At 58.0% G+C, this 20143-nt stretch carries 14 protein-coding genes and 9 pseudogenes; 10 read left to right on the plus strand and 13 right to left on the minus strand.

Going from position 1 to position 20143, the window contains the following annotated elements; translation table 11 throughout:
* Window positions 1-299 precede the first annotated feature (299 nt).
* Window positions 300-2384, plus strand: coding sequence for a soluble NSF attachment family protein (locus MB84_RS26420; RefSeq protein ID WP_052653841.1), 2085 nt, complete (start codon window positions 300-302; stop codon window positions 2382-2384).
* A 178-nt stretch (window positions 2385-2562) separates the two neighbouring features.
* Here MB84_RS26420 and MB84_RS26425 read toward each other — a convergent pair.
* A pseudogene (locus MB84_RS26425) lies at window positions 2563-2841 on the minus strand (transposase domain-containing protein); the annotation flags it as partial.
* A 68-nt stretch (window positions 2842-2909) separates the two neighbouring features.
* On the opposite strand from MB84_RS26425, the gene MB84_RS26435 reads away from it, so the two are divergent.
* Window positions 2910-3997, plus strand: a protein-coding gene (locus MB84_RS26435; protein ID WP_157122635.1) for an IS3 family transposase whose coding sequence is annotated in 2 segments (ribosomal slippage) — window positions 2910-3159 and window positions 3159-3997 — 1089 coding nt in all. Because the reading frame shifts where the segments join, the coding sequence is not laid out codon by codon here.
* Between the two features lie 137 nt (window positions 3998-4134).
* Here the strand turns inward: MB84_RS26435 and MB84_RS26440 are convergent.
* The 7 genes and pseudogenes from MB84_RS26440 to tnpA form a co-directional block, all read right to left on the minus strand.
* A complete protein-coding gene (locus tag MB84_RS26440) occupies window positions 4135-5385 on the minus strand; it encodes an IS256 family transposase (RefSeq protein ID WP_046290551.1) in 1251 nt (416 codons plus the stop codon).
* Window positions 5386-5433: 48 nt separating this feature from the next.
* Window positions 5434-6645 (minus strand): annotated as a pseudogene (gene tnpC / locus MB84_RS26445) (IS66 family transposase); the annotation flags it as partial.
* A 63-nt stretch (window positions 6646-6708) separates the two neighbouring features.
* On the minus strand, window positions 6709-6978 hold the full coding sequence (gene tnpB, locus MB84_RS26450; protein WP_052653847.1) for an IS66 family insertion sequence element accessory protein TnpB: 270 nt from the start codon (window positions 6976-6978) through the stop codon (window positions 6709-6711).
* Between the two features lie 35 nt (window positions 6979-7013).
* Window positions 7014-7610 carry a plasmid pRiA4b ORF-3 family protein gene (locus MB84_RS26455; RefSeq protein ID WP_046290070.1) on the minus strand — a complete coding sequence of 199 codons (597 nt, stop codon included), beginning with the start codon at window positions 7608-7610 and terminating at the stop codon, window positions 7014-7016.
* Window positions 7611-7621: 11 nt separating this feature from the next.
* Window positions 7622-9166 (minus strand): IS66 family transposase, encoded by a 1545-nt coding sequence (gene tnpC, locus MB84_RS26460; RefSeq protein ID WP_046290069.1) that lies wholly within the window; start codon window positions 9164-9166, stop codon window positions 7622-7624.
* A gap of 51 nt (window positions 9167-9217) precedes the next feature.
* A complete protein-coding gene (tnpB, locus tag MB84_RS26465) occupies window positions 9218-9565 on the minus strand; it encodes an IS66 family insertion sequence element accessory protein TnpB (RefSeq protein WP_046290068.1) in 348 nt (115 codons plus the stop codon).
* Window positions 9562-9996 carry an IS66-like element accessory protein TnpA gene (gene tnpA, locus MB84_RS26470; RefSeq protein ID WP_052652849.1) on the minus strand — a complete coding sequence of 145 codons (435 nt, stop codon included), beginning with the start codon at window positions 9994-9996 and terminating at the stop codon, window positions 9562-9564. Before tnpA ends, tnpB (MB84_RS26465) begins: the two co-directional genes overlap by 4 nt.
* 47 nt (window positions 9997-10043) lie before the next feature.
* Between tnpA and MB84_RS29470 the strand changes: the two genes are divergently transcribed.
* From MB84_RS29470 to MB84_RS30630, 3 genes and pseudogenes are all read left to right on the plus strand, one after another.
* A protein-coding gene (locus tag MB84_RS29470) for an IS3 family transposase (protein WP_157123044.1) occupies window positions 10044-11410 on the plus strand; the annotation gives its coding sequence in 2 pieces (ribosomal slippage) (window positions 10044-10515 and window positions 10515-11410; 1368 coding nt in all).
* A gap of 333 nt (window positions 11411-11743) precedes the next feature.
* Window positions 11744-13093: a hypothetical protein gene (locus MB84_RS30290; protein WP_157123046.1), complete on the plus strand. Its 1350-nt coding sequence runs from the start codon at window positions 11744-11746 to the stop codon at window positions 13091-13093.
* Window positions 13094-13224: 131 nt separating this feature from the next.
* Window positions 13225-13356: pseudogene (locus MB84_RS30630) on the plus strand (IS6 family transposase); the annotation flags it as partial.
* Between the two features lie 206 nt (window positions 13357-13562).
* Here MB84_RS30630 and MB84_RS29475 read toward each other — a convergent pair.
* Window positions 13563-13751, minus strand: a pseudogene (locus tag MB84_RS29475) (IS6 family transposase); the annotation flags it as partial.
* Between the two features lie 42 nt (window positions 13752-13793).
* Here MB84_RS29475 and MB84_RS31285 point away from each other — a divergent pair.
* From MB84_RS31285 to MB84_RS29480, 4 genes and pseudogenes are all read left to right on the plus strand, one after another.
* Window positions 13794-13883: pseudogene (locus MB84_RS31285) on the plus strand (IS6 family transposase); the annotation flags it as partial.
* Window positions 13884-13951: 68 nt separating this feature from the next.
* Window positions 13952-15262: a hypothetical protein gene (locus MB84_RS26495; protein ID WP_052653856.1), complete on the plus strand. Its 1311-nt coding sequence runs from the start codon at window positions 13952-13954 to the stop codon at window positions 15260-15262.
* A gap of 68 nt (window positions 15263-15330) precedes the next feature.
* Window positions 15331-15501, plus strand: a pseudogene (locus MB84_RS30295) (IS5/IS1182 family transposase); the annotation flags it as partial.
* 27 nt (window positions 15502-15528) lie between these two features.
* Window positions 15529-15777, plus strand: a pseudogene (locus tag MB84_RS29480) (IS6 family transposase); the annotation flags it as partial.
* Window positions 15778-15806: 29 nt separating this feature from the next.
* Here MB84_RS29480 and MB84_RS26505 read toward each other — a convergent pair.
* From MB84_RS26505 to MB84_RS26520, 4 genes and pseudogenes are all read right to left on the minus strand, one after another.
* A pseudogene (locus MB84_RS26505) lies at window positions 15807-16088 on the minus strand (IS3 family transposase); the annotation flags it as partial.
* Between the two features lie 19 nt (window positions 16089-16107).
* Window positions 16108-17193: an IS110 family RNA-guided transposase gene (locus MB84_RS26510; protein ID WP_046289963.1), complete on the minus strand. Its 1086-nt coding sequence runs from the start codon at window positions 17191-17193 to the stop codon at window positions 16108-16110.
* Window positions 17194-17431: 238 nt separating this feature from the next.
* Window positions 17432-18106: a DDE-type integrase/transposase/recombinase gene (locus tag MB84_RS26515; RefSeq protein WP_084009760.1), complete on the minus strand. Its 675-nt coding sequence runs from the start codon at window positions 18104-18106 to the stop codon at window positions 17432-17434.
* A complete protein-coding gene (locus MB84_RS26520) occupies window positions 18103-18600 on the minus strand; it encodes a transposase (RefSeq protein WP_046289964.1) in 498 nt (165 codons plus the stop codon). The genes MB84_RS26515 and MB84_RS26520 overlap by 4 nt, the downstream gene beginning before the upstream one ends.
* Window positions 18601-18669: 69 nt before the next feature.
* On the opposite strand from MB84_RS26520, the pseudogene tnpC (MB84_RS26525) reads away from it, so the two are divergent.
* A pseudogene (gene tnpC / locus MB84_RS26525) lies at window positions 18670-20112 on the plus strand (IS66 family transposase); the annotation flags it as partial.
* Window positions 20113-20143: the final 31 nt, after the last annotated feature.

The following is a 20143-nucleotide window of genomic DNA, read 5'->3' on the forward strand; positions in this document are numbered from 1 at the left end:
GCGCCATCGCGCTGGGCGGCAGCGACCCTGGGAGCGCGACACGCGAACGCCGCCGCGTGACGTGCTCGCCACCGGCGGTGGCGTCTCGCCTGCCCCCCGTCCCCGGGCTCGCGCAAGTGTCGCAGGCCGTGTGCCGGGCGACTGGACGCGCTGCGTCAGCCGGGCCGGTTTGCCGGCGGGGTCGCCAGGGCCCGCCTGCCATTTCCCCTTCGCGCGTATTTTGGCCGAAATGCGACTGCACCGCACGGCTGTCGGTGGTATCCCTTAACCTCACCACGACTCGCCCGAGAAACGCCCCGATGAAGCGCATCGATCCCGCACACCCCTACCCTCCCCTGCTCCTCGCGCCCGGCGGCGAGGGGCTCGCCATCACCGTTGCAGCCGCGGCGGCAATTGACGTCACGGACAGCCGGGCCGCCGAAAATGCCCATTGGATCCTCAGCGAAACGCAGGAACTTATCGACTTCTGCAACGAGGCCTTTGACGGCAGGCAGCCGGACAATGTCCGGGACGCCGTCGCCACCCTAATCCTCTGCCGGCACGCTGATGTTCAGCAGCAGAGTACTAACGCGATCCCTGGCGCGCGCGAGCCCGCGTGGAATCTGCTGGCGGAGCATCTCTCGCCCGCCGGACGGGCCGCGCTGCTGCGAACGCTTCACGGCCACGCCGCAGACGACAAGTTCGCCACTTATTTCGCTGGTGCCGACTGGTTGCGTCTGGCCGGCCGTGCTTGGCGCCTACAGGGTGAGTCCCTCATGAACGCAAAGCGTTACGAACGGGCCGCCGAGGACTATAAAACGGCCGCCGAAGCCTTTCGGCAGGTGCCAGGCTGGGCCGACCGGGCGGCCCACGCCTATTTCCAGGCGGCCGAGGCTCAGCGTCGGAACCATCAGCCGGAGCTGGCCGCCGAGAGCTACGAGATGGCGGCGGGCACCTACGCGCAGACGGACAAGCTCGAGTTGGCCGCGCACGCTTACAGCAGCGCCGGGCTGGCGCATCAGCGCGCGGGCAGGCCCTGGCTGGCTGCGGCCGCCTGTAACATGTCCGCCGAGCTCTACATGATGCACGCCGAAGCACTCGCGTTGGCCGGTGACGCCACGCCGGCCCGCGACGCTTACGAACTGGCCTTACGGGGTTTCGAGGCGGCCGCAGCACTTTTGCGCGACGACCCGGAGCGCGCGCTGCAGACTCTGGACGCCGAAAAGCGAGCCGCAAATGCCCTGACGCGGCTCGGACGGCACAAGGAGGCCATCGAACGTTACCGCGGGATTGCGTCCCAGTATGACGCGCGGCACCTGGATACGCTGACCGAACAAGTCCACGGGTTGACCGCACAAGCCTACTGGCGGGCCGCTCAGGCCGAGCCGGCAGACCAGCACGAAGTGGCCGCCACACTCGCTTGGCAGGCTGCAAGGTTATATCGGAAAGCACGTCATTACGCACTCTCCCATGCCGCCTACGAGTGGGCCGCACGCAACTACGTGACGGCGGCCGAAACCCTCCTGAGGCCCGCGTCCGTCACGCTGACGCACGCGCAGGTCGACCGTATCCGTGCACTGGCGAGCACTGCCGACGAGCAGGCCGCACAGATCTACACCGAGGCAGGTGCGCACTCGAAAGCTGCTGAAGCCTACCTGCGCGTCGCCCATCTTCAGTCGCAAGCGGGTTCCGCCGTTGCGGCCGCCGACGCGCTCCTGCGCGCGGAAGGCGCCCGCTTCAGAGGCGCCGATGCCTATGCCGCGGTCGGTTTGCACACGGAGGCGGAACAGGCCTACCAGAGCGCGGCCAGCGCCTACGAGACGGCCGCACAAGCCTTGCTAAAGCTCGCGCGAACCGACCCCGAGGGGGAGGGGCTGCGGCAGGCGGCAGACGCCTGGTGCAGCGCGGCAAAACTGTACTCGGAGGCGAGTCTGCACAGCCCGGCCGCGCAAGCGTGCCGCAAGGCCGCTGAAGTGTTCGAGGCGGCGGGTCTATCCGAGTTGGCCGAGCGCGCCAATGCCGGGGCGACCCAGCATGACATCCGTGCCACGGCCCCCCCGTTGAGCCGGGCGGGGATGGTCAAAGCCATCACTAAAGAAATCGCATTGCGCCTGGAAGGCCTGAAGAAGGGCCTTCGCATCGCGCAATCTGGCATGACGCTTAATCTGCCAAAGGGAGAAGATGTCTTGTCGTTCGAAGACTTCGCCCCAGAGGCGACCGTGGAATGGCTCGCGTTCGACGCATCTGACGCGAAGGGGGTCTTCCACTTAGTCACCGCGAAGACGGTGTCGACCGTGATCAAAGGCCACCACCCGTACCTGCGGCGCCCCGTCGAGGAAAAGGAATGGCTCAGAGGATACGACTTGCTGGAGCGTCTGCAGGAAGCGCCTCTGGATCAGGCGTAAGCGACGAGACCCAGCAACTGCTGTCGCTGTCGGGACGCAACTCTCCCATCTACCCGGCGCCTGTTTCCTTGACGGCGCCGGGCCGCGCCCGCTTCGCCGTCACGGGCAATCAACTCAGCAACTGTGATTTGCGTCGTAAGCCTCCGGTAAACCCATCCCCAATGGAGAGTCCGGGCAATCAGGTGTTTGCCGGCTTCCAATGATGCGGTAGCAGTTGCGCGATGTCTCTGGCTTTGTGCGTCGGCAATCGAGTCAGCACGTCCTTCAGATAGACGTACGGATCGTGCCCATTGAGTTGTGCCGAGCGGATCAAGCTCATGATCGCCGCACCGCGCTTACCCGCACGCAATGAGCCAGCAAACAACCAATTGCCGCGTCCCGTTGCCCATGGGCGGATCTGGTTTTCCACCCAATTGTTATCGATAGGCAGCAGCCCATCGGCCAGATAACGTGTCAGTGGGTAATGCCCCCTGAAATCCACCGCTAGGAGAAGTAGAATTTTCTCGTTAAGAGGGAGTTCTGCAGATGAAGAAGTCGAGATTCACGGACAGCCAGATACTGGAGGCGCTCAAGCGCGCGGAGGCTGGGCTGGCGGTGCCGGAGCTGTGCCGAGAACTGGGCATCAGTTCGGCAACGTTTTATAAGTGGCGCTCGAAGTACGGCGGCATGGACGCGTCGATGATGTCGCGCATGAAGGAGCTGGAGGCGGAGAATACCCGGCTTCGCAAGATGTACATCGAGGAGAAGCTCAAGGCTGAGATTGCCTCGGAGGCCCTGCAAAAAAAGTTCTGAAGCCATCTCGTCGGCGCGAGATGGCAAAGCAAGTTGTGCAACAGCGGCGCGTGTCAATTCGTGTGGCGTGCGCGGTGCTCGGCATCAGCGAGTCGTGCTACCGGTACGCGGCGAAGTTGAACACGGAGAACGAAGAGATTGCCGACTGGCTACTGCGTATTACGGGCTGCCATCGCAACTGGGGTTTTCTGCTGTGCTACTTCTACCTGCGTAATGTGAAGGGATTCGGCTGGAACCACAAGCGCATTTACCGAATTTACCGGGAGCTGGAGCTGAACCTGCGCATCAAGCCGAAAAAGCGGCTGGTGCGCGAAACGCCGCAGCCGCTATCGGTACCGGAGGCCATCAATGAAGTGTGGTCGATGGACTTCATGCATGACCAACTGGTTGACGGGCGCAGTATCCGGACGCTGAACGTGATTGATGATTTCAACCGCGAGGCGCTGGGCATCGAGGTGGATTTCTCGTTGCCATCCGAGCGGGTGATTCGCACGCTGAAGCAGCATATGGAATGGCGAGGCAAGCCGAAGGTCATCCGGTGCGACAACGGCCCGGAATATTTGAGTGCGGCCATCGTGACATGGACGCAGAAGCAAGGCATCCGGCTGGAATACATCGAGCCGGGCAAGCCGCAGCAGAATGCGTATATCGAACGGTTCAACCGGACTGCGCGATACGAATGGCTGTCGCAGTACCTGTGGGAGGACCTGGAGCAGGTTCGCGAAGCGGCGGCCGACTGGATGTGGATTTACAATCACGAGCGCCCGAATATGGCATTGGGCGGTTTTACCCCGAAGCAGCGGCTTGCCATGGTCGCTTAGTTTCTACTTCTGCTGACCGTGGAAAACGGGGGCATTACCAGTGCTGCCCAGCGCTTGAGGCTGTAGTCCAGCGCTTTGGCGATGGCCGATCCCGGCGGGGGGTGTCAGAAATTCCGTGTTCAAGGCGGGGTTGAGGTTTACACGGATGGCCGGACGAAACGATCCTCGTAAAGGATAGCGAATTGGTTCATAGCTGTCTTCCAATCTTGAGCGGCGCGGCCCCAATCTGCGGTGATGTTACGCAGCGCCAGCCAGATCAGCTTTGTTGCCGCATCATCGGTTGGGAAATGGCCTCGGGTCTTGATGATCTTGCGAAGCTGCGAGTTGATGTTCTCAATAGCGTTCGTTGTGTAGATCACCCGGCGCACAGCGGGCGGGAACGCGAAGAACGGAATGACACGATCCCAGGCATTGCGCCACGCGGCACTGACCGGCGGGAATTTCTGGCCCCACGGCCCTTGGGAAAATGCGTCCAATTCGGCCAGAGCCGCCTCGGCGCTTGGTGCCGTATAGATCGGCTTGATTGCGGCGGCCAGCCCCTTACGATCCTTCCAGCTCGCGTAATCCAAACTGTTGCGGATCAGGTGGACGATGCACGTTTGCAACGTCGTCGCTGGAAACACCGCGGCTAACGCCTCGGGCATGCCTTTGAGGCCGTCAGTCACAGCAATCAGGATGTCGCCCACGCCGCGCGTTTTCAGATCGTTGAACACTTTCATCCAGAACTTGGCCCCCTCGGTGTTCTCGATCCACAGGCCCAGGATGTCGCGCGTGCCGTCGGGCAGAATGCCCAGCGCGAGATAAATGGCCTTGTTACGCACGACGGCATCCTCGCGGATCTTCACGCGCAGCGCGTCGAAGAACACGACCGGATACATCGGCTCAAGTGGCCGAGCCTGCCACGCCGTGACTTCAGCCATCACTTCGTCAGTGACTGAGCTGATGAACTCGGGCGAGACCTCGGTGCCGTACTGCTCCAGAACAAAGCCCTGAATCTCGCGCACGGTCATACCCCGGGCGTACATGGCGACTATCTTGTCGTCGAAGCCTGTAAAGCGTCGTTCGTGTTTGGGGATCAACAGTGGTTCGAAGCTGCCATCACGGTCGCGGGGCACCCCGATGCGAATCGGGCCGCCTTCAGTCAGAACCGTCTTGGCGCCTTTGCCATTGCGCTGATTGGTCACGCTGGCCGGTTTGGCCGCGCCAGGCGCGTAGCCGAGATGGTGATTGAGCTCGCCCCCCAGCGCGCGTTCTATGAGCGCCTTCTTGAGCGCAAGCGTCGCGGCGTGGATGGCTTCGGCCGTCATCGGGCCGTTACCGAATTGTTCAAGCAATTCAGCGGGAATTGCCGGTAGCTCTACCGGCGGGGTCTTCGGTTTGCGAGGCATAGTCACTCCTTGGCGACATGTTATGCCTCAAACACGAAATTAATGACAGGCCCATCCCGGCGAGACTCGCCCACGCTGCTCGATCATCCACGCGTGTAACCCCTGCGCAATCGGCCGGCCTCGCGCTTCGCGTAGTTCCCTTCGCTCGCCTGCGCTAAGCTGCGCGAGCTCGCGCTCCACGTCGTAGAGCGCACCGAAGTACGTCAGCGCCTGGGCCGCGAGCTCACTTTTGTGTTGCACATGCAGATCAAAGAATTTGCGTCGCGCGTGCGCCATGCAACCCACTTCGGTCAGCCCTTGTTTGAATCCTTCTTTGTAGCCGCTAAAGTCATCGCACACCAGCTTGCCTTGCCATGCCTCTAAGAATCGACGCGCGTTTTCGCCAGCACGGCTTTCGGCAAAGTCATAAACCACTGCGCGAATGTCAGCGAATTGCGTGCTCGCATACGCCCACACGTAAGCGCGCTGGGTTTTGCCCTTGCCCGGTGCCAACATCTGCACCGGCGTCTCGTCGGCATGCAATACCGCTTGGGCAAGCAGGGCCTCACGCAACGCGTCGACCAGCGGTTGCAACTGCACCCCACACGCGCCTACCCAGGCACCCAGGGTCGATTGCGGGATCGCCAGGCCCGCGCGGACAAAAATACGTTCCTGCCGGTACAGCGGTAGGTGATCGCCAAACTTCGCGACCAGCACCTGCGCGAGCAGGCCCGTCGTCGGAATCCCCTTATCGATCACGTGCGCCGGCACGGGTGCCTGAATCAGCGTCTCGCAAGCCTTGCAGGCCCACTTGCCTCGGATGTGGCGCTCCACCGTAAAGACGCCGGGCGTGTAGTCGAGTTTCTCGCTGATGTCCTCGCCCACGCGTACCCGCTCACATCCGCAGGTGCAAACGATACTCTCCGGCTCGTGGTGAATCTCTGTTCGTGGCAAGCGCTCCGGCAATGGCAAGCGTTTGGGTTTCCGGCGCGTGTCGTGCGGGGCCGGCACCGATTTCAACTGCGCCAGCTCGAGCTCAATGGCCGCCAGATCCGCGTCCATCGTCTCTTCGAGTAGATTCATCTGCTCGGTATTGAGCTTTTCGCTGCGCTTGCCGAAGTGCATGCGCTTGAGCACGGCAATTTCATGCGTGAGCTGATCGATGCGCGTCTGACGGTAATGCAGCTCCCGGTCCTTCTCACCGACCTGTGCCATCAACCGCGCAGCCAGCGCGCGCAGTTCGTCGGGGTTCAGGCTATCGAGTTCGGTGGCAGAGGTCATGACAGCCAGTCTGCCACAACCTGCCTCGCAGCCCTCGCAAGCCAGTTTACGGCCGTGGGGGTATTACACGACGGTAATCGCGTGATCCGCCGCGAGCGTTTGCCAGGGGAGTCCGCACACGAGCGCGTGCAGCTGTTCCGCGTTTAGCGCGTTGACGAGGTCATACTCGCCGTTGCCCCACACGAAGCGCCCTTTGTTCAAGCGGCGCGCGGCGAGCCAGAACCCCAGGCCGTCGTAGACCAACACCTTCATACGTGTCGAGTGTCGGTTAGCAAACAGGTAGGCGTGGTGTGGCCTGGCCGCGCCGAACACGGTGACCACGCGGGCGAGGATGGTGTGTAAGCGTCACTCTAAGGCCGTCTTGACGATCAGAGCTTGACCTCTGAGAGCCGCTGATTCGTCAGCACGAGATCGAAAGCGGCGGGATCGAAGCTGCCGCCACACCTCTCGAGGAAGTGGTCGTGTTCCTCGTGCGTCGGATCGGTGATCGCTTCGAGGAAGTCGGCATATCCTGGAACTCCACCGACGTCTTCCGGTGGACACGCATTCTGCCCGTCCAGGCACAGCGGCCGGCGCATGTCTGGATCAGGCGTCAGCGCCTTCTCGACCTTGATCCGATGCTGCCAGTTGTCCCCGTAATCGTAGACGTAGGTGAATGACTTCAACCCGCCCAGCGCCTTCGCCAGCGTGACCCGTGCTTCATTGAGCATTGGCGGATCGCTCTCGAACCCGAAGTCATCCGGTTCACCATAGTTGGTTTCGCCGAAGACGAATTCGTGCAGGTGCCCGCCCTCCCAGCCCATGGCCAGCAGTAGCACGACATGCAGCTTGCCCAGCCGGATCGAACCGGGAACGATGATTCGGCGCCAAATCGCAGGCTTGATGTACTTCAGCTCAACGCGCAGTACGTAATCGGGCACTGGCGCCTTGACTCGGCGCACAGCAGGTCTGAGGGGGTGGACCATCGGATTGATTCTCAGGCGGCGTGCTGCTCGACGTGTTCGGCTGACATCAGGCTCCACGGCAGCAACTCGTCGATGCGGTTGATGGGATGATCGGCGATGCGCTCAAACACCGTGCGCAGGTACGCAAACGGATCGAAGCCGTTCAGGCGTGCAGTACCGATCAGGCTGTAGATCACCGCCGCGCTTTCGCCGCCGCCGTCTGAGCCTGCGAACAGATAATTGCGCCTGCCGAGGACCAGCGGCCTGATCGCACGCTCCGCCGTATTGTTGTCCACCTCGACGCGCCCGTCTTCGCAATAGTGTGTGAGTGCGTGCCAGTGCCCCAGCGAGTATCTGATCGCCTTGGCCAACCCCGACTTCGTCGAGACCTGTGAGAGCGAGTGTTCGAGCCAAGCCTTCAGCTCGGTGAGCAACGGTGCCGAGCGTTGCTGACGCGCAGACAGGCGCACGTCCGGCGTCTGGCCGCGAACCTCGCGTTCAACAACATATAGCGCCCCGATGCGGCGCAGTGCTTCTTCGGCAATCGGTGAGCTGTCCAGCTTGTACAGGTCGTAGAACTTGCGCCGCGCATGCGCCCAGCATCCGGCCTCGATGACCGTGCCGTCACGATACAGGGCGTCATACCCGCTGAAGGCATCTGCCTGCAGGATTCCCGTGTAGCCCGCCAGATGTTCCCGAGGTCGCTCCCCTTTGCGGTCGGGTGAGTACCTGTACCAGACTGCTGGTGGCGCACGGCTTCCTGCCGGGCGGTCATCGCGCACATAGGTCCACAGGCGCGCCGTGCGTGTCTTGCCACGCCCCGGCTCCAGCACAGGCATGGGCGTGTCGTCGGTATGGATCTTGTCTGCATCGCGCACGTAACGACCAAGTGCATCGGACAGCGGTTGCAGCAGCGCAGCTGCTTCACGCACCCACGAAGCCAGTGTTGCCCGATCCAGTTCGATGCCCGCGCGTCGATAGATGCCGGCCTGCCGGTAGAGCGGCGTATGGTCAGCGTACTTCGCGACGACGACCTGTGCGAGCAGCCCCGCACCCGCCATCGAGCGTGCTATCGGCCGCGAAGGTGCCGGCTCCTGCACGACTGCGGCACAGCGCGGGCAGCTCAGCTTCGGACGGACGTGACGCAGTACCTTGAAGTAGCCGGGCACATAGTCGAGCACCTCCGAGACGTCCTCGCCGAGTGCTCGCATCTGTTTGCCGCACTCCGGGCATCCGCAGTTTGACGGCGCATGCACAACCGTTTCGCGAGGAAGATGGGCAGGGAAGTGCCGCGACTTGCGGCGCAGCGGGACAACGTTCGTTGTGGCTGATGTATCAGCAGCCGTATCAGCATCGGGCACCTTCGACGTCGCGGTCATGGCCGATTCAGCAGCGGGCAGTTCACCGAGCGCGAGCTGCAACTGGTCCATCAGTTCGGTCATGCGCTCCGATGACCGCCCATACTGCCAACGCTTGAGTCGCGAGATCTCGGCCAGCAACTGTGCGATGGTCTCGTCGCGCGAAGCAACGATTCGCTTGAGTGCGGGGATGTCATCGGGCAGATGGCTAGCTGGCATGCGTGCCAGTGTAAATGAAGCCCACGGGTTTGTGGACCCTCGCTTCCCCCTTTACGCCGCGTGCGTCGGCTGCCACGTCCGCTCGGGATGCCGCCAATCAATCCCCTCGAGCAGCATCGACAGTTGGGCGGCAGATAGATGGACCGTTCCTGAATCCGCTTGTGGCCACACGAAGCGTCCGCGCTCGAGTCGTTTCGCGTACAGGTTCATGCCGTCGCCGCTCCACCATAAAATCTTGATGAGGTCACCGCGACGCCCGCGAAACAGGAAGATGTGCCCCGAGAAGGGGTCACGTCCGAGTGCTGACTGCACCAGTGCGGCAAGCCCATCCATGCCACGGCGCATATCGGTAATGCCCGCTGCCAGCCAAACGCGGGTACCGCTTGGCGGCGCAATCATGCTGGCATCAGGCAGCGCAGCACGAGGCGCAACTGCACGGGGTCGACCATGCCCGTGACACGTACACGGGCACCGTTTAGTTCAATTTCGATGCCCGATGCTGCCGGCACGCTCTCGCGATGTGGCTCGACAGACTGTAGAGCGGGCGACACCGGTTCTGCTCTCTCGCCGCTCGGTGCATCAGGTAGCGCTACGGGCAGCAACACCGCTGTGCTGTGCCCCGTCCCTTCAAAAAGTCCCGCTCGCAGTTGCCGACGCCACTTGAACACCATATTCGAATTCAGCCCGTGCACCTGCGCGAGCTTGGCCACCGAAATACCCGGCTCGCATGCCGCGACGGCAACTTGCCGTCGGTACTCTGGTGTGTAATTCGGTCTGCCTTTACGGTTCGAAGGCTTTACATTCCGTGTGTCCAAAGTAGTCCCCACCACTTGAAGTGAACTGAACCCCGAAGGTTGGACTCCGATCTGAATAGATTATGGGAAAATACACGGATCAAGCCAAGTTGGCGGCCGTTAGAGATTACTGCAGCGGCGAGGCCGGCCTAAAAGCGGTTGCCCAACGGCATAGCGTCAATGTTTCATCGTTGCGTCAATGGATTGCCGGCTATCGGGCTCATGGTGAAGAAGGCGTGCGAACGAAGAAGCGGATTCCCACGAATTTCAGTGCTGAATTCAAACTTTCGGTGCTGAAGCGGATGCGCGAAGAAGGCTTGTCGCAGCGTCAAACTGCAGCACTGTTCAACATCCGCCGCTTCAACGTGATTGGCGAGTGGGAAGATAAATTCAATCAAGGCGGTCCGAAAGCTCTCGGGCGAGTGCCCAGAGAGCGCCGCAAGACGATGTCAAAAGCCTCCTCTGACCAAGCAAAGCAACCGAATTCCGACCATGACCGCAGTCGACAGGATCTGATCGACGAGCTCAAGAGTCTCCGAATGGAGAATGCATATCTAAAAAAGCTCGAGGCCTTGGTTCGGGCGAATGCTCGGCAACCGCAAAAGAGCGGACGCTGATCGTGCTTGAGCTGAGGCAACATTACCCGCTTGCCGGTCTGCTGCAGCTAGCCGGCCTTGCCCGCAGCACGTTCTACTATCAGCAAAGGACGTTGCAGCGAAATGACAAATATGCCGACTTGAAGTTGAAGATTCGGGAGTTGTTTGACCGGCACAAAGGGCGTTATGGCTATCGTCGTATCACGGCTGCTGTCCGCCGTGGTGGTGACCTCGTGAATCACAAGACGGTTCGCCGACTGATGGTGCAGCTTCAGTTGCGATGCCGGGTACGAGTGAAGAAATACCGTTCCTACAAAGGTCAACTCGGACACGTTGCCCCAAACGACCTGGCGCGTCAGTTTTATGCCAATCGGCCAAATGAAAAGTGGGTGACAGATGTGACCGAGTTCAACGTGGGCGGTCGGAAACTGTACCTGTCTCCCGTGCTAGATCTCTTCAATGGCGAAATCGTTTCGTACGAGATGTCCTCTCGACCACTTTTCGGCATGGTTGGCGGGATGCTCAAGAAAGCCTTTAGCAGGTTGAAAGTTGATGACCGGCCGATGCTGCATTCGGACCAGGGCTGGCAATACAAAATGCCCGAATATCGGCGGCTGCTTGACGCACACGCGGCGAAGCAAAGCATGTCGCGAAAAGGTAATTGCCTTGATAATGCCGCGATGGAAAGCTTCTTCGGCACGTTAAAGTCGGAGCTTTATTACCTGGAGACATTCCGCAGCGTAGAGGAGCTGCAAGCAGGCATTGATCACTACATCCGGTACTACAATCACGATCGGATCAAGCTGAAGCTCAAAGGCCTAAGCCCCGTCGAATACCGGATTCGCTTCGCGTGAAATTCGTTCAACCACCGTCCAACTTCTGGGGTTCAGTTCATGAAGTAACGGACATCACTTTGGACACCGCAGGAACCTTTGTCCATGCGGCCTTCAAGTCACGCTTACGCTTCATCGACTGAGTTCCCGGTGCTTGAAACTGTAGAATCTACCTGACTATCCATATTGCGACGGAACCAGATTTTTTCATGTCGCTTTCTATCCTCCCACCTCGCCCATCCGAACAACCTGACAATAACAGCCAATTCGCTATGCCGCTTGATTAAAGTTCATGTGTTTCTAATCAATAATGTCTTTTGTTTTCCCAGTGAATTTTTCAATATGGATTTTCATATGTTCACTTCAATGAATGTAGGTGGATACAAATCAATATACCAAAAACAAGATCCGAATGACGAGGCTTCTTCTATTGGGTGCACCAATACGGCTCACTTATATTTTCATGATGGAGATTCTTCAACGGAAGAAAAAATTCAGAAGGCCGACTCGTGCAAAATCAATCCAGGATTTTATTCTTTGAATGTGGACTCTGACGTTGCCACTGCAAAAATAGCCGAAACAATAGAGGGCAATATTAAGAGTTTTTTGAAAAAAAATCCTGAATGCAAGTGTGTGAATGTCAAATTTCACAGTTTTGATAACGACTCACCAGCAAGGGTGAGTGCGATCAAAGAAATTGTAATTAAAAAATTTGCCGATACCGATATAGAAATAAAGCCAGCAGACAAAAAAATTAGCTATAAATCATTGAACAATAGTCGATTCAGAAATAGAATGATTCGCTATGTTGGCGAGTTAAATAAAAAAAACAACCTTAGATACGAGGACGAATTTCTTACCTCGAATGGCGCCAATAGAAAAGCAGGAAACTTTAAAAATCTTTGCGAAGAAAATAGAAAAATATATAAAATATATCAGGACGTCTTAAGTAAAGAAATTGAGGGGATGAGGCAGAGAATAGAAGAAGATGGAAGCATCGCGTATATCTACGAGGGTAAGGATTTATCTGGGGCTTTGAATAAGTTGATTGCTCACGATCCTTTTGTGTTGGATTGCACGTTGTTTGTTAATCTGTGCATGACTTTATCTTTGAGGGATGAGCTTGGCGATGAGCGTTTAAACGAATTGTTATCCAGCAAGCTTGGCGGAAAATTTTCTTTAGACGCATCGGACGTCAATAAGTTATTGGAAGAAATTGGCCTAAAAATTGCCGTGAAATCCGTTAATCAAATGAATAAAGGTGACATCCTTTATATTGAAGCCGTAAATGCTCGCGTGTTTCACCCTACGGCCACAATGAATTCTCATAATTTAGTTTGCATCGGCAAAAACCCAGCGGCAGATCATCAGCTTATGTTTCAAGGTTTTGAGAGGATGGAGCCGTCAACTTTGGCTGACCTCAAGGAGTTTATTGTGACTTTGGCTAAGTGTAATTTAACTTATGCCGATCTACTAACAATGCACTCCAATTCGAAATTTGACGATGTTCTTGAAGGGGAAGAATTTAGCTGCAAACAAGCTTGGGAAGAAATTGTAAATAAGAACGGCAGGGAAGTAGTGAGTAACGAGCTTGATTTTATTAAGGATAGAGATATGCGAGGCATATACGACGATTCACGTATTGAAATGCCTGACGTCTTGATCTTCCCCGACATGAATGTCGTCGGTGTGATGGAGATATAGGGCATTCCATTACACACTCGGGCACCTCAAAAAACCACCCAGACGCTGGCATGAGCAGATGGTGCGAGGGTTCCGTCGCAATATGGATAGTCAGGTAGATTCTACAGTTTCAAGCATCGGGAACTCAGTCGATGAAGCGCGCAGCCAAACCGCCGAAAAAGCCCTTGCCCGCAGGCATCGTCAAGGTCCTGAAGCGGTTGCACTACCCGTTGGAGGTTATGTTGCAGTGCGTGCGCTGGTACGCAGCCTATTCGCTGAGCTTGGTAAGCGCTCGATCCATACCGTCTTTTCGTGATGTTGCAAGGAAGGCACTCTGATTCCCGAACACGCGTTTCGGAGCGCCGAACACCGATTCCGGAATTCACCGAAACCGTTCGACTTCAACCGAAACGGCTGTTCACCTTCCTCCGGAAACCCTGTTCGACTTCAACCGAAATCGGTGTTCGGCTTCGCCGAAATACGCACCTATTGCGACGGAACCGCCAAACTTGTCGCACCAGCGGCGGATCGTCTCGTAGCTGACTATCACCCCACGCTCGAACAGCAACGCTTCGATGTCGCGCAGGCTGAGCTGAAATCGGAAGTCCCAACGCACGGTATGGCCGATGACCGACGCCGGGAATCGGTGGCCGTGATAAAGTGATTTCGGTTTTCTCATAGCTTCATCGTACGCCAACTCACCGCCAACGTGACAGTGCCCGCGACACTCTACCGCAAACAACTGGCGGTGTGCTTTGCTCAATGGCGTGAATTCACCAACGTTACCCAAAATCCGTCCAATGCTTTTTGAGACGCTGGGGACTCATACATCGGCTTCGGTCAAACCTCACTAAGTTGTCAACGCCGGAAAAACAAACAATGTTCGACGAAGTTTCCGCTATTTCGATTAGTCCCGCATCGCAGGTGACGGCGACAAATGAAAATATCAATCGAGTTACGTTAGGCAATGACGAGGCGTATTTTCTAGCCATGAATTTTAAAAGTCTGGCAAGCCGGCTTTACCCACCATTCGAAGCACTACCCACGGGGTCAGACAGATATTTCGACGATATTGTCGACCTACCAGAATCGATCAAGAACATACGAGTCGGCTACCGATACATTTATATCGTGGATCCGATGCTTGCCTATAAGGATTCATACAAACCGTCTAGGCTCTTTGGCGAGAAAATGTTTGACGACTGGCGGGGCACAAAGAACACCGAAAGCTTTTGCGCGGGAATGAATTACGCCAGCTCACAGCGATTTGATGTGGGAAATTTTGACTGTATTAAAGAAATTTACCGGCGTGTAGGTTACAATGCGAAACTGTGCGTCCCCGCGCAGACTCGTGATTTTCTAGTTGTTCCTGTTTCGGCCGAAAGTTGCGGGGCCAAGTACAGCGTGATGAAACGCTACAAAGAGGGTAGCATTTGCTTCAATATGGCCGATAGAACCCTCAACATCAAGCAACCAGGGGATGTCTTTAGGGGTTATCAATTCAAAGCCGGGATTGGTGAAATCGAAAAAAAGGAATTTATTGATTCCCTCAAAACAACGGATAGGTTGGTAGCTCCAGAAAAGTTGGCATATCTGTTTGAATATATCAAGTACTCGCTGCCGGACGGCGAACGTAACAATTATGTTTCAGCTAGTTACGGCCCAGGTTATGCGCAAATGTATTTCCCCAAACAGGAATATCCATCGGGTTTCCCTCTCGGCAGCAGGCCAACCATAGAAGAAATGGAATTCATGCACAGTTTCCTAGGTAAAAACGACGCCGGATATTTTCGCTCTTATCAAACTAACTACCAAAATGAAGCGCAAATCACGAAATTATATGAAGCTGCTTTCAAGAAATATCTGATCGCCAACCTAAAAAATATAGCCGACCCGGATGAACAGATAGCCTTGATCTCAGGCTTTGCATCCACCATGGTACATTTGCACTTTTTTAACGATAAAAACAACCGGATATGGACGCAAATTCTTTTAAACCACCTGCTGAGGTCGTGCGGGTTAAGCGATTCTATTCTTGCCGTGCCTAACGGCTTTGCCCATGCAATAAGGTACTGCTGGATCAAAGGAGGTGCGCCGGCACCGGGAACCCCTGAATATATAGAGGTTATGCGACCCGCTATCAGTGCCATTCGCGATGGCATGGCGTATTATCGATCCGTGTGCGCCTAAGAACTTATCCGTAAATAAAGGTATGCTTCATTCGGAGCCGCAAGCGAGTGCGGCGTTGGAGCGAAGGCTTGACTAAGAAGCGAGTCGAATCGTGGGAGGTGACCGATGAGTTCTGGCAGGGGGTGGAGTCACTGATTCCGCAACGTGCGCCTTCACCAGAGAAAAAGTACCTGCGCAGGCCGGGCGCGGGACGACCGCTGAAGCCGGCTCGCCAGGTGTTTGAAGGGCACTGTCACGTTGGCGGTGAGTTGGCGTACGATGAAGCGATGAGAAAACCGAAATCGCTCTATCACGGCCACCGATTCCCGGCGTCGGTCATCGGCCATGCCGTGCGTTGGGACTTCCGATTTCAGCTCAGCCTGCGCGACATCGAAGCGTTGCTGTTCGAGCGTGGGGTGATAGTCAGCTACGAGACGATCCGCCGCTGGTGCGACAAGTTTGGCGCGGGCTTTGCTCACCGGGTCAAAGCGGCACGCCGCAAGCCCGGTAGCGCGTGGCACCTCGACGAGATGTTTGACCCTGCCTCGTTTTCACGTACAGCAAGTCATGCAGCAGCCAACGTGGCCTCGTACTCGACAGGGGTGAGAAAGTCGATTGAGGTGTGTAAGCGTTGTCGATTGTAATAGCCTTCGATCCAGTCGACGATATCCAGGCGAGCCTGTGCTCGCGTGTCGTAGCGAACCTGATAGATTCTCTCGACTTTCAGGGTTTTGAAGAAGCTCTCCATCGGCGCGTTGTCCCATGCATTGGCACGGCGGCTCATCGAGATGGTGGCTTTGAATCCGACAGCCAGCTTCCTGTACGCCCGGCTTGCGTATTGCGCCCCTCTGACGCCCTTCTAAAGGTCAAGAGGTAAATTGGGTCTGCGCGATCTGGCGGTAACGTTGCCGGATGGCGTAGAAGACCTCTCGTGCGATATAGCGCTTGAGGCATCGAATCGCTTCAAGCTTTGAGTGGCCCTCGCTGACGCGTTTGGCGACATAGGCTTTTGTGCGATCGTCGGTTCGCAATCGACCGATGGCGATAATGTGCAGGGCGCTGTTGGCCGCGCGATCTCCACCGCGATTCAGTCGATGTCGTGTCACCTTGCCAGAAGACGCCGGGACGGGACTCACTCCACAGAGGGCGGCGAAGCTGGCCTCTGACTGAAGCCGGTCGCTGTTGTCGCCAGCGGTCAGTAGCAGTTGCGAAGCGGACTCATAGCCAATTGAATACCGGGAGACCAGATCGGGGGCGAGTTCATCGACCAGAGCCGCGATCATGACATCGAGGTCGGCGATCTCGTCGTGCAACTCGAGATACCGACGCCCCAGTGATTTTAATGCAATCCGGTTGGCAGAGATCAGGCTCCGATAGTCAGACAGATCGGGACGCCACGCGGCCAATGTTCGAATAAGCTGCATCCGTGTCATCTTGCGCAGCGATTCGCGTAACTCGTCAGGCGCGCTGATGATGGTACTGTGAATTAGTTGCAATGCAACGCGCCTCGCGGAGATGGCGGTCTTCCGGCAGACTTTCAGAACGCGCAGCGATTCAATCATGCCGTCGCGTGTCTTGGGCGTGACTGTACGCACACCAGCAAAGGCAGCATGCGCCGCGTTGCAAGCGTCCAGCGTGTCGTCCTTGCCGCGTTTGCGCCGGTCGCTCCTGTCGGGTGCCGTGACCTCAAGCACCGTTACGTGGGCCAGTTGAAGGTAGCGAAGCAAGCCCGCTCCGTAGGAGCCGGTGCATTCGACGCCAACCCGGGCAAGCTCTCCGAATGAGCGCATCCAGAGCAGCATCTGTTTGTAGCCATGCCGCGTGGTAGGGAAGCATTCACTGCCGAGCAGACGATCGTGTTCGTCAACGACAGCTGCAACATGCACGTCCTTATGGGTATCCACGCCGCCCACAACGTTGCGATATCCAGAAATAGCCGGTTCTTCTTTCATGAGCCTTGCTCCGGTTGCCGATGAGATTGAGGCGATTTCACCGGCATCGAGTACCTGGACAAGACAGTAAAGCGACAGAGCGTCAGGCCCTTCTTGAGTCACACGTATCGACGAGGCGAAACCTCGCCGCTCGGCGGTTCCGGACGATCGACAGGTCAGGGGAAAGACACTACGTCGATCGGAATGTGGGTCAGGTCGCCCGGAACGCTTTACGGCACCAAAAGTCGCCGGACAGCCCTCATTGAAAGCCGCGAGAAGCCCGGAAACATCTGATACCCGTATTCTTACTATCCGAATGCAGAATCACCTGGTCGGGTGGTATCGCTTCGCGCGCACACAGGTCCTTGAGCACTTCACTGGCCAGTGCGCTGCTTTCCTGCGCATAGACCTGCCAACCAACGATCTTTCGGCTGAACACGTCCAGAAACAGGTACAGATAAAAATACTGCCCGCGAACCGTGCTCGGCAGATAGGTGATGTCCCAGCTGTACAACTGGTTCGGCGCACGCGCGCACACCGCACGGGGCTTGCTATGGGCCTGGGCCGGCCGTTCGCTGCGCCGGTGGGCGAGTTGCTTCTCGGCCTTCAGGACCCGGTAGAAAGTCGATTCCGAGGCAATATAGCGTTGCTGATCTGCCAAGCGCGGCACGATCTGGCTGGGCGGCAGATGACCCAATTCGGCCGAGTTCGCCACCGCCAGAAGCTCGGCGCGCTCCTCGGCGCTAAGCTTATGGCGCGGCTCGTGGTGTCGTAATGTGCGCCGGTCCACTGCGTCAGGTTCGCCGCGCTGCCAGCGCTGAACGGTGCGGGCACTGAGCCCCAGAATGACGCACGCGCGTGCTTGGCGAGCCCCGGCCCGAGTCGCCTCGGTGATCAGACCAATCAATACTTTGCGCTGCTCAGACGACGTCATTCGGCCTCGTCCCCGAGCAGCGCACGGTACTTTTTTTGCAGCACCAGTAGCGCCGCAGCCTCAGCCAGCGCCTTCTCCTTGCGCTTCAACTCGCGCTGCAGTTCAACATTGGCCTGCTTCAGAACCCGCACCTCTTGGGCGCTTTCGCGCCGGCTATCACCGTTTCTGCCCGCGGCACAGAACTGCGCTCGCCACTGCGCGAGATGATGCGCAAACAAGCCGCGCTCCCGGCACCAGCCATGCAAGGCTTCGTCGACCAGACCATGGCTCTCCTGCAAGGCCATTAGCCGTTCCTCCAGCGACCAATCTTCCGGTCGTTTTGCGTGTGCAGAGCCCGAGCTCCGATTCGCGGCAGCGGCGCCTCTCATCCATTTCCTCAATGTCAGTACGTTCACGTTCAATTCGTCGGCCACCGCGCCAACCGTGCGGCTCCCACGCCGCAGGACCTTCGACAGCGCTTGCTCCTTGAACTCGACAGAATACGTTTGTTTCACTTTCAACTTACACCTCTGACGCTACTTAATAAGGAAGTTCAGAGGCGACAACTAGTATGACGCCGGGGGCACTTGAAGCTGCTCATCGACAAACTCAAGCGCATGCAGTTTGGACGCAAGTCCGAGAAGCTCGCACGCCAGATCGAGCAACTCGAGCTGCGCCTGGAAGACCTGCAGGCCGACGAAGGTGCCACCGAGGCGGCCACGCCGATCAAGTCCCAAGTAAAAGTCCGATCCGAGCGGCAGGCGCTGCCGGAGCACCTCGAGCGTGAAGAGCGCGTCTACCTACCCGAGGCCGAAGATTGCCCGGCCTGTGGCGGTAATCTCAAGCCGCTGGGAGAAGACGTCTCGGAGCAGCTCGAATACGTGCGAGCGCACTTCCGTGTGATTCGCCACCGCCGCCCCAAGCTCGCTTGTGCGTGCTGCGACACGATTGTGCAGCAGCTGGCACCGAGTCGCCCGATTGAGCGTGGCGTGGCTGGCCCCCATCTGCTCGCGCACATCATTACCAGCAAATTCCTCGATCACCAACCGCTGTACCGCCAGCAGGCGATCTACGCACGCGACGGCGTAGAGCTCGACGCTGGCCAAATGGGGCATTGGCTGGGGCGCGTGAGCTGGTTGTTAAATCCGCTGGTGGACGCTGTGCATGCCTACGCGCTGGGCGGCACCAAAGTGCACGGCGACGACACACCATTGCCGGTGTTAGAGCCCGGGCGAGGTAGCACCAAGACTGGACGGCTCTGGGTGTACGTGCGTGATGACCGGCCCAGCGGCTCGACTGAAGCGCCGGCGGTATGGTTTGCTTACACGCCTGATCGACGGGGCGAGCACCCACAGCGACATCTCGAAAATTTTGGTGGCGTACTGCAAGCCGATGCGTTTGCCGGCTACGCGCCACTTTATGAAAACGGCAGCATCCGCGAAGCGGCGTGCATGGCGCACGCGCGACGCAAGATCTACGACCTGCACGCGGTACGCCCCAACGCCATTACAGAAGAAGCTCTGCACCGCATCGGCGAGCTATATCGCATAGAAGCCGAAATCCGGGGCAAACCACCGGACGAGCGACGGCAAGTGCGACAGGCACAGGCTGTACCTCGACTCGAAGCGTTACGGCAGTGGTATGAATCCGTGCTGCCAACACTCTCTGCGAAGTCCGACACCACCCGCGCGATTCAGTACTCCCTGAACCGCTGGCCCGCGCTCGCCTATTACTGCGAGGACGGGCAGGCGGAGATCGATAACCTGATTGCCGAGCGTGCGCTGCGCGGCGTGGCGATCGGCCGCCGCAATGATCTGTTTGCCGGCGCCGACTCGGGCGGTGAGCGTGCTGCAGCGATGTACAGCCTGATCGGTACGGCGCGCTTGAACGGCATCAACCCCGAAGCCTATCTCGCCTACGTGCTCGAGCGCATTGCTGATCACCCGGTCAATCGGATCGACGAGTTGCTGCCATGGAACGTGGCCCAGCAACTGCCCGACACCGCCAGGATCGAGCCCATTCGATAACCGCCAAGCACCGGCGCGTCAACTACCGCTT

Source organism: Pandoraea oxalativorans, assembly GCF_000972785.3.
Taxonomy (GTDB): domain Bacteria; phylum Pseudomonadota; class Gammaproteobacteria; order Burkholderiales; family Burkholderiaceae; genus Pandoraea; species Pandoraea oxalativorans.

Excerpts from the sequence above, each read along its gene's own strand:
- MB84_RS26420 (WP_052653841.1), top strand. The coding sequence starts at position 300 with ATGAAGCGCATCGATCCCGCACACCCCTACCCTCCCCTGCTCCTCGCG.
- MB84_RS26440 (WP_046290551.1), bottom strand. The coding sequence starts at position 5,385 with ATGCCTCGCAAACCGAAGACCCCGCCGGTAGAGCTACCGGCAATTCCC.
- MB84_RS26455 (WP_046290070.1), bottom strand. The coding sequence starts at position 7,610 with ATGGTCCACCCCCTCAGACCTGCTGTGCGCCGAGTCAAGGCGCCAGTG.
- tnpC (WP_046290069.1), bottom strand. The coding sequence starts at position 9,166 with ATGCCAGCTAGCCATCTGCCCGATGACATCCCCGCACTCAAGCGAATC.
- tnpB (WP_046290068.1), bottom strand. The coding sequence starts at position 9,565 with ATGATTGCGCCGCCAAGCGGTACCCGCGTTTGGCTGGCAGCGGGCATT.
- MB84_RS30290 (WP_157123046.1), top strand. The coding sequence starts at position 11,744 with ATGTTCACTTCAATGAATGTAGGTGGATACAAATCAATATACCAAAAA.
- MB84_RS26495 (WP_052653856.1), top strand. The coding sequence starts at position 13,952 with ATGTTCGACGAAGTTTCCGCTATTTCGATTAGTCCCGCATCGCAGGTG.
- MB84_RS26510 (WP_046289963.1), bottom strand. The coding sequence starts at position 17,193 with ATGAAAGAAGAACCGGCTATTTCTGGATATCGCAACGTTGTGGGCGGC.
- MB84_RS26515 (WP_084009760.1), bottom strand. The coding sequence starts at position 18,106 with ATGACGTCGTCTGAGCAGCGCAAAGTATTGATTGGTCTGATCACCGAG.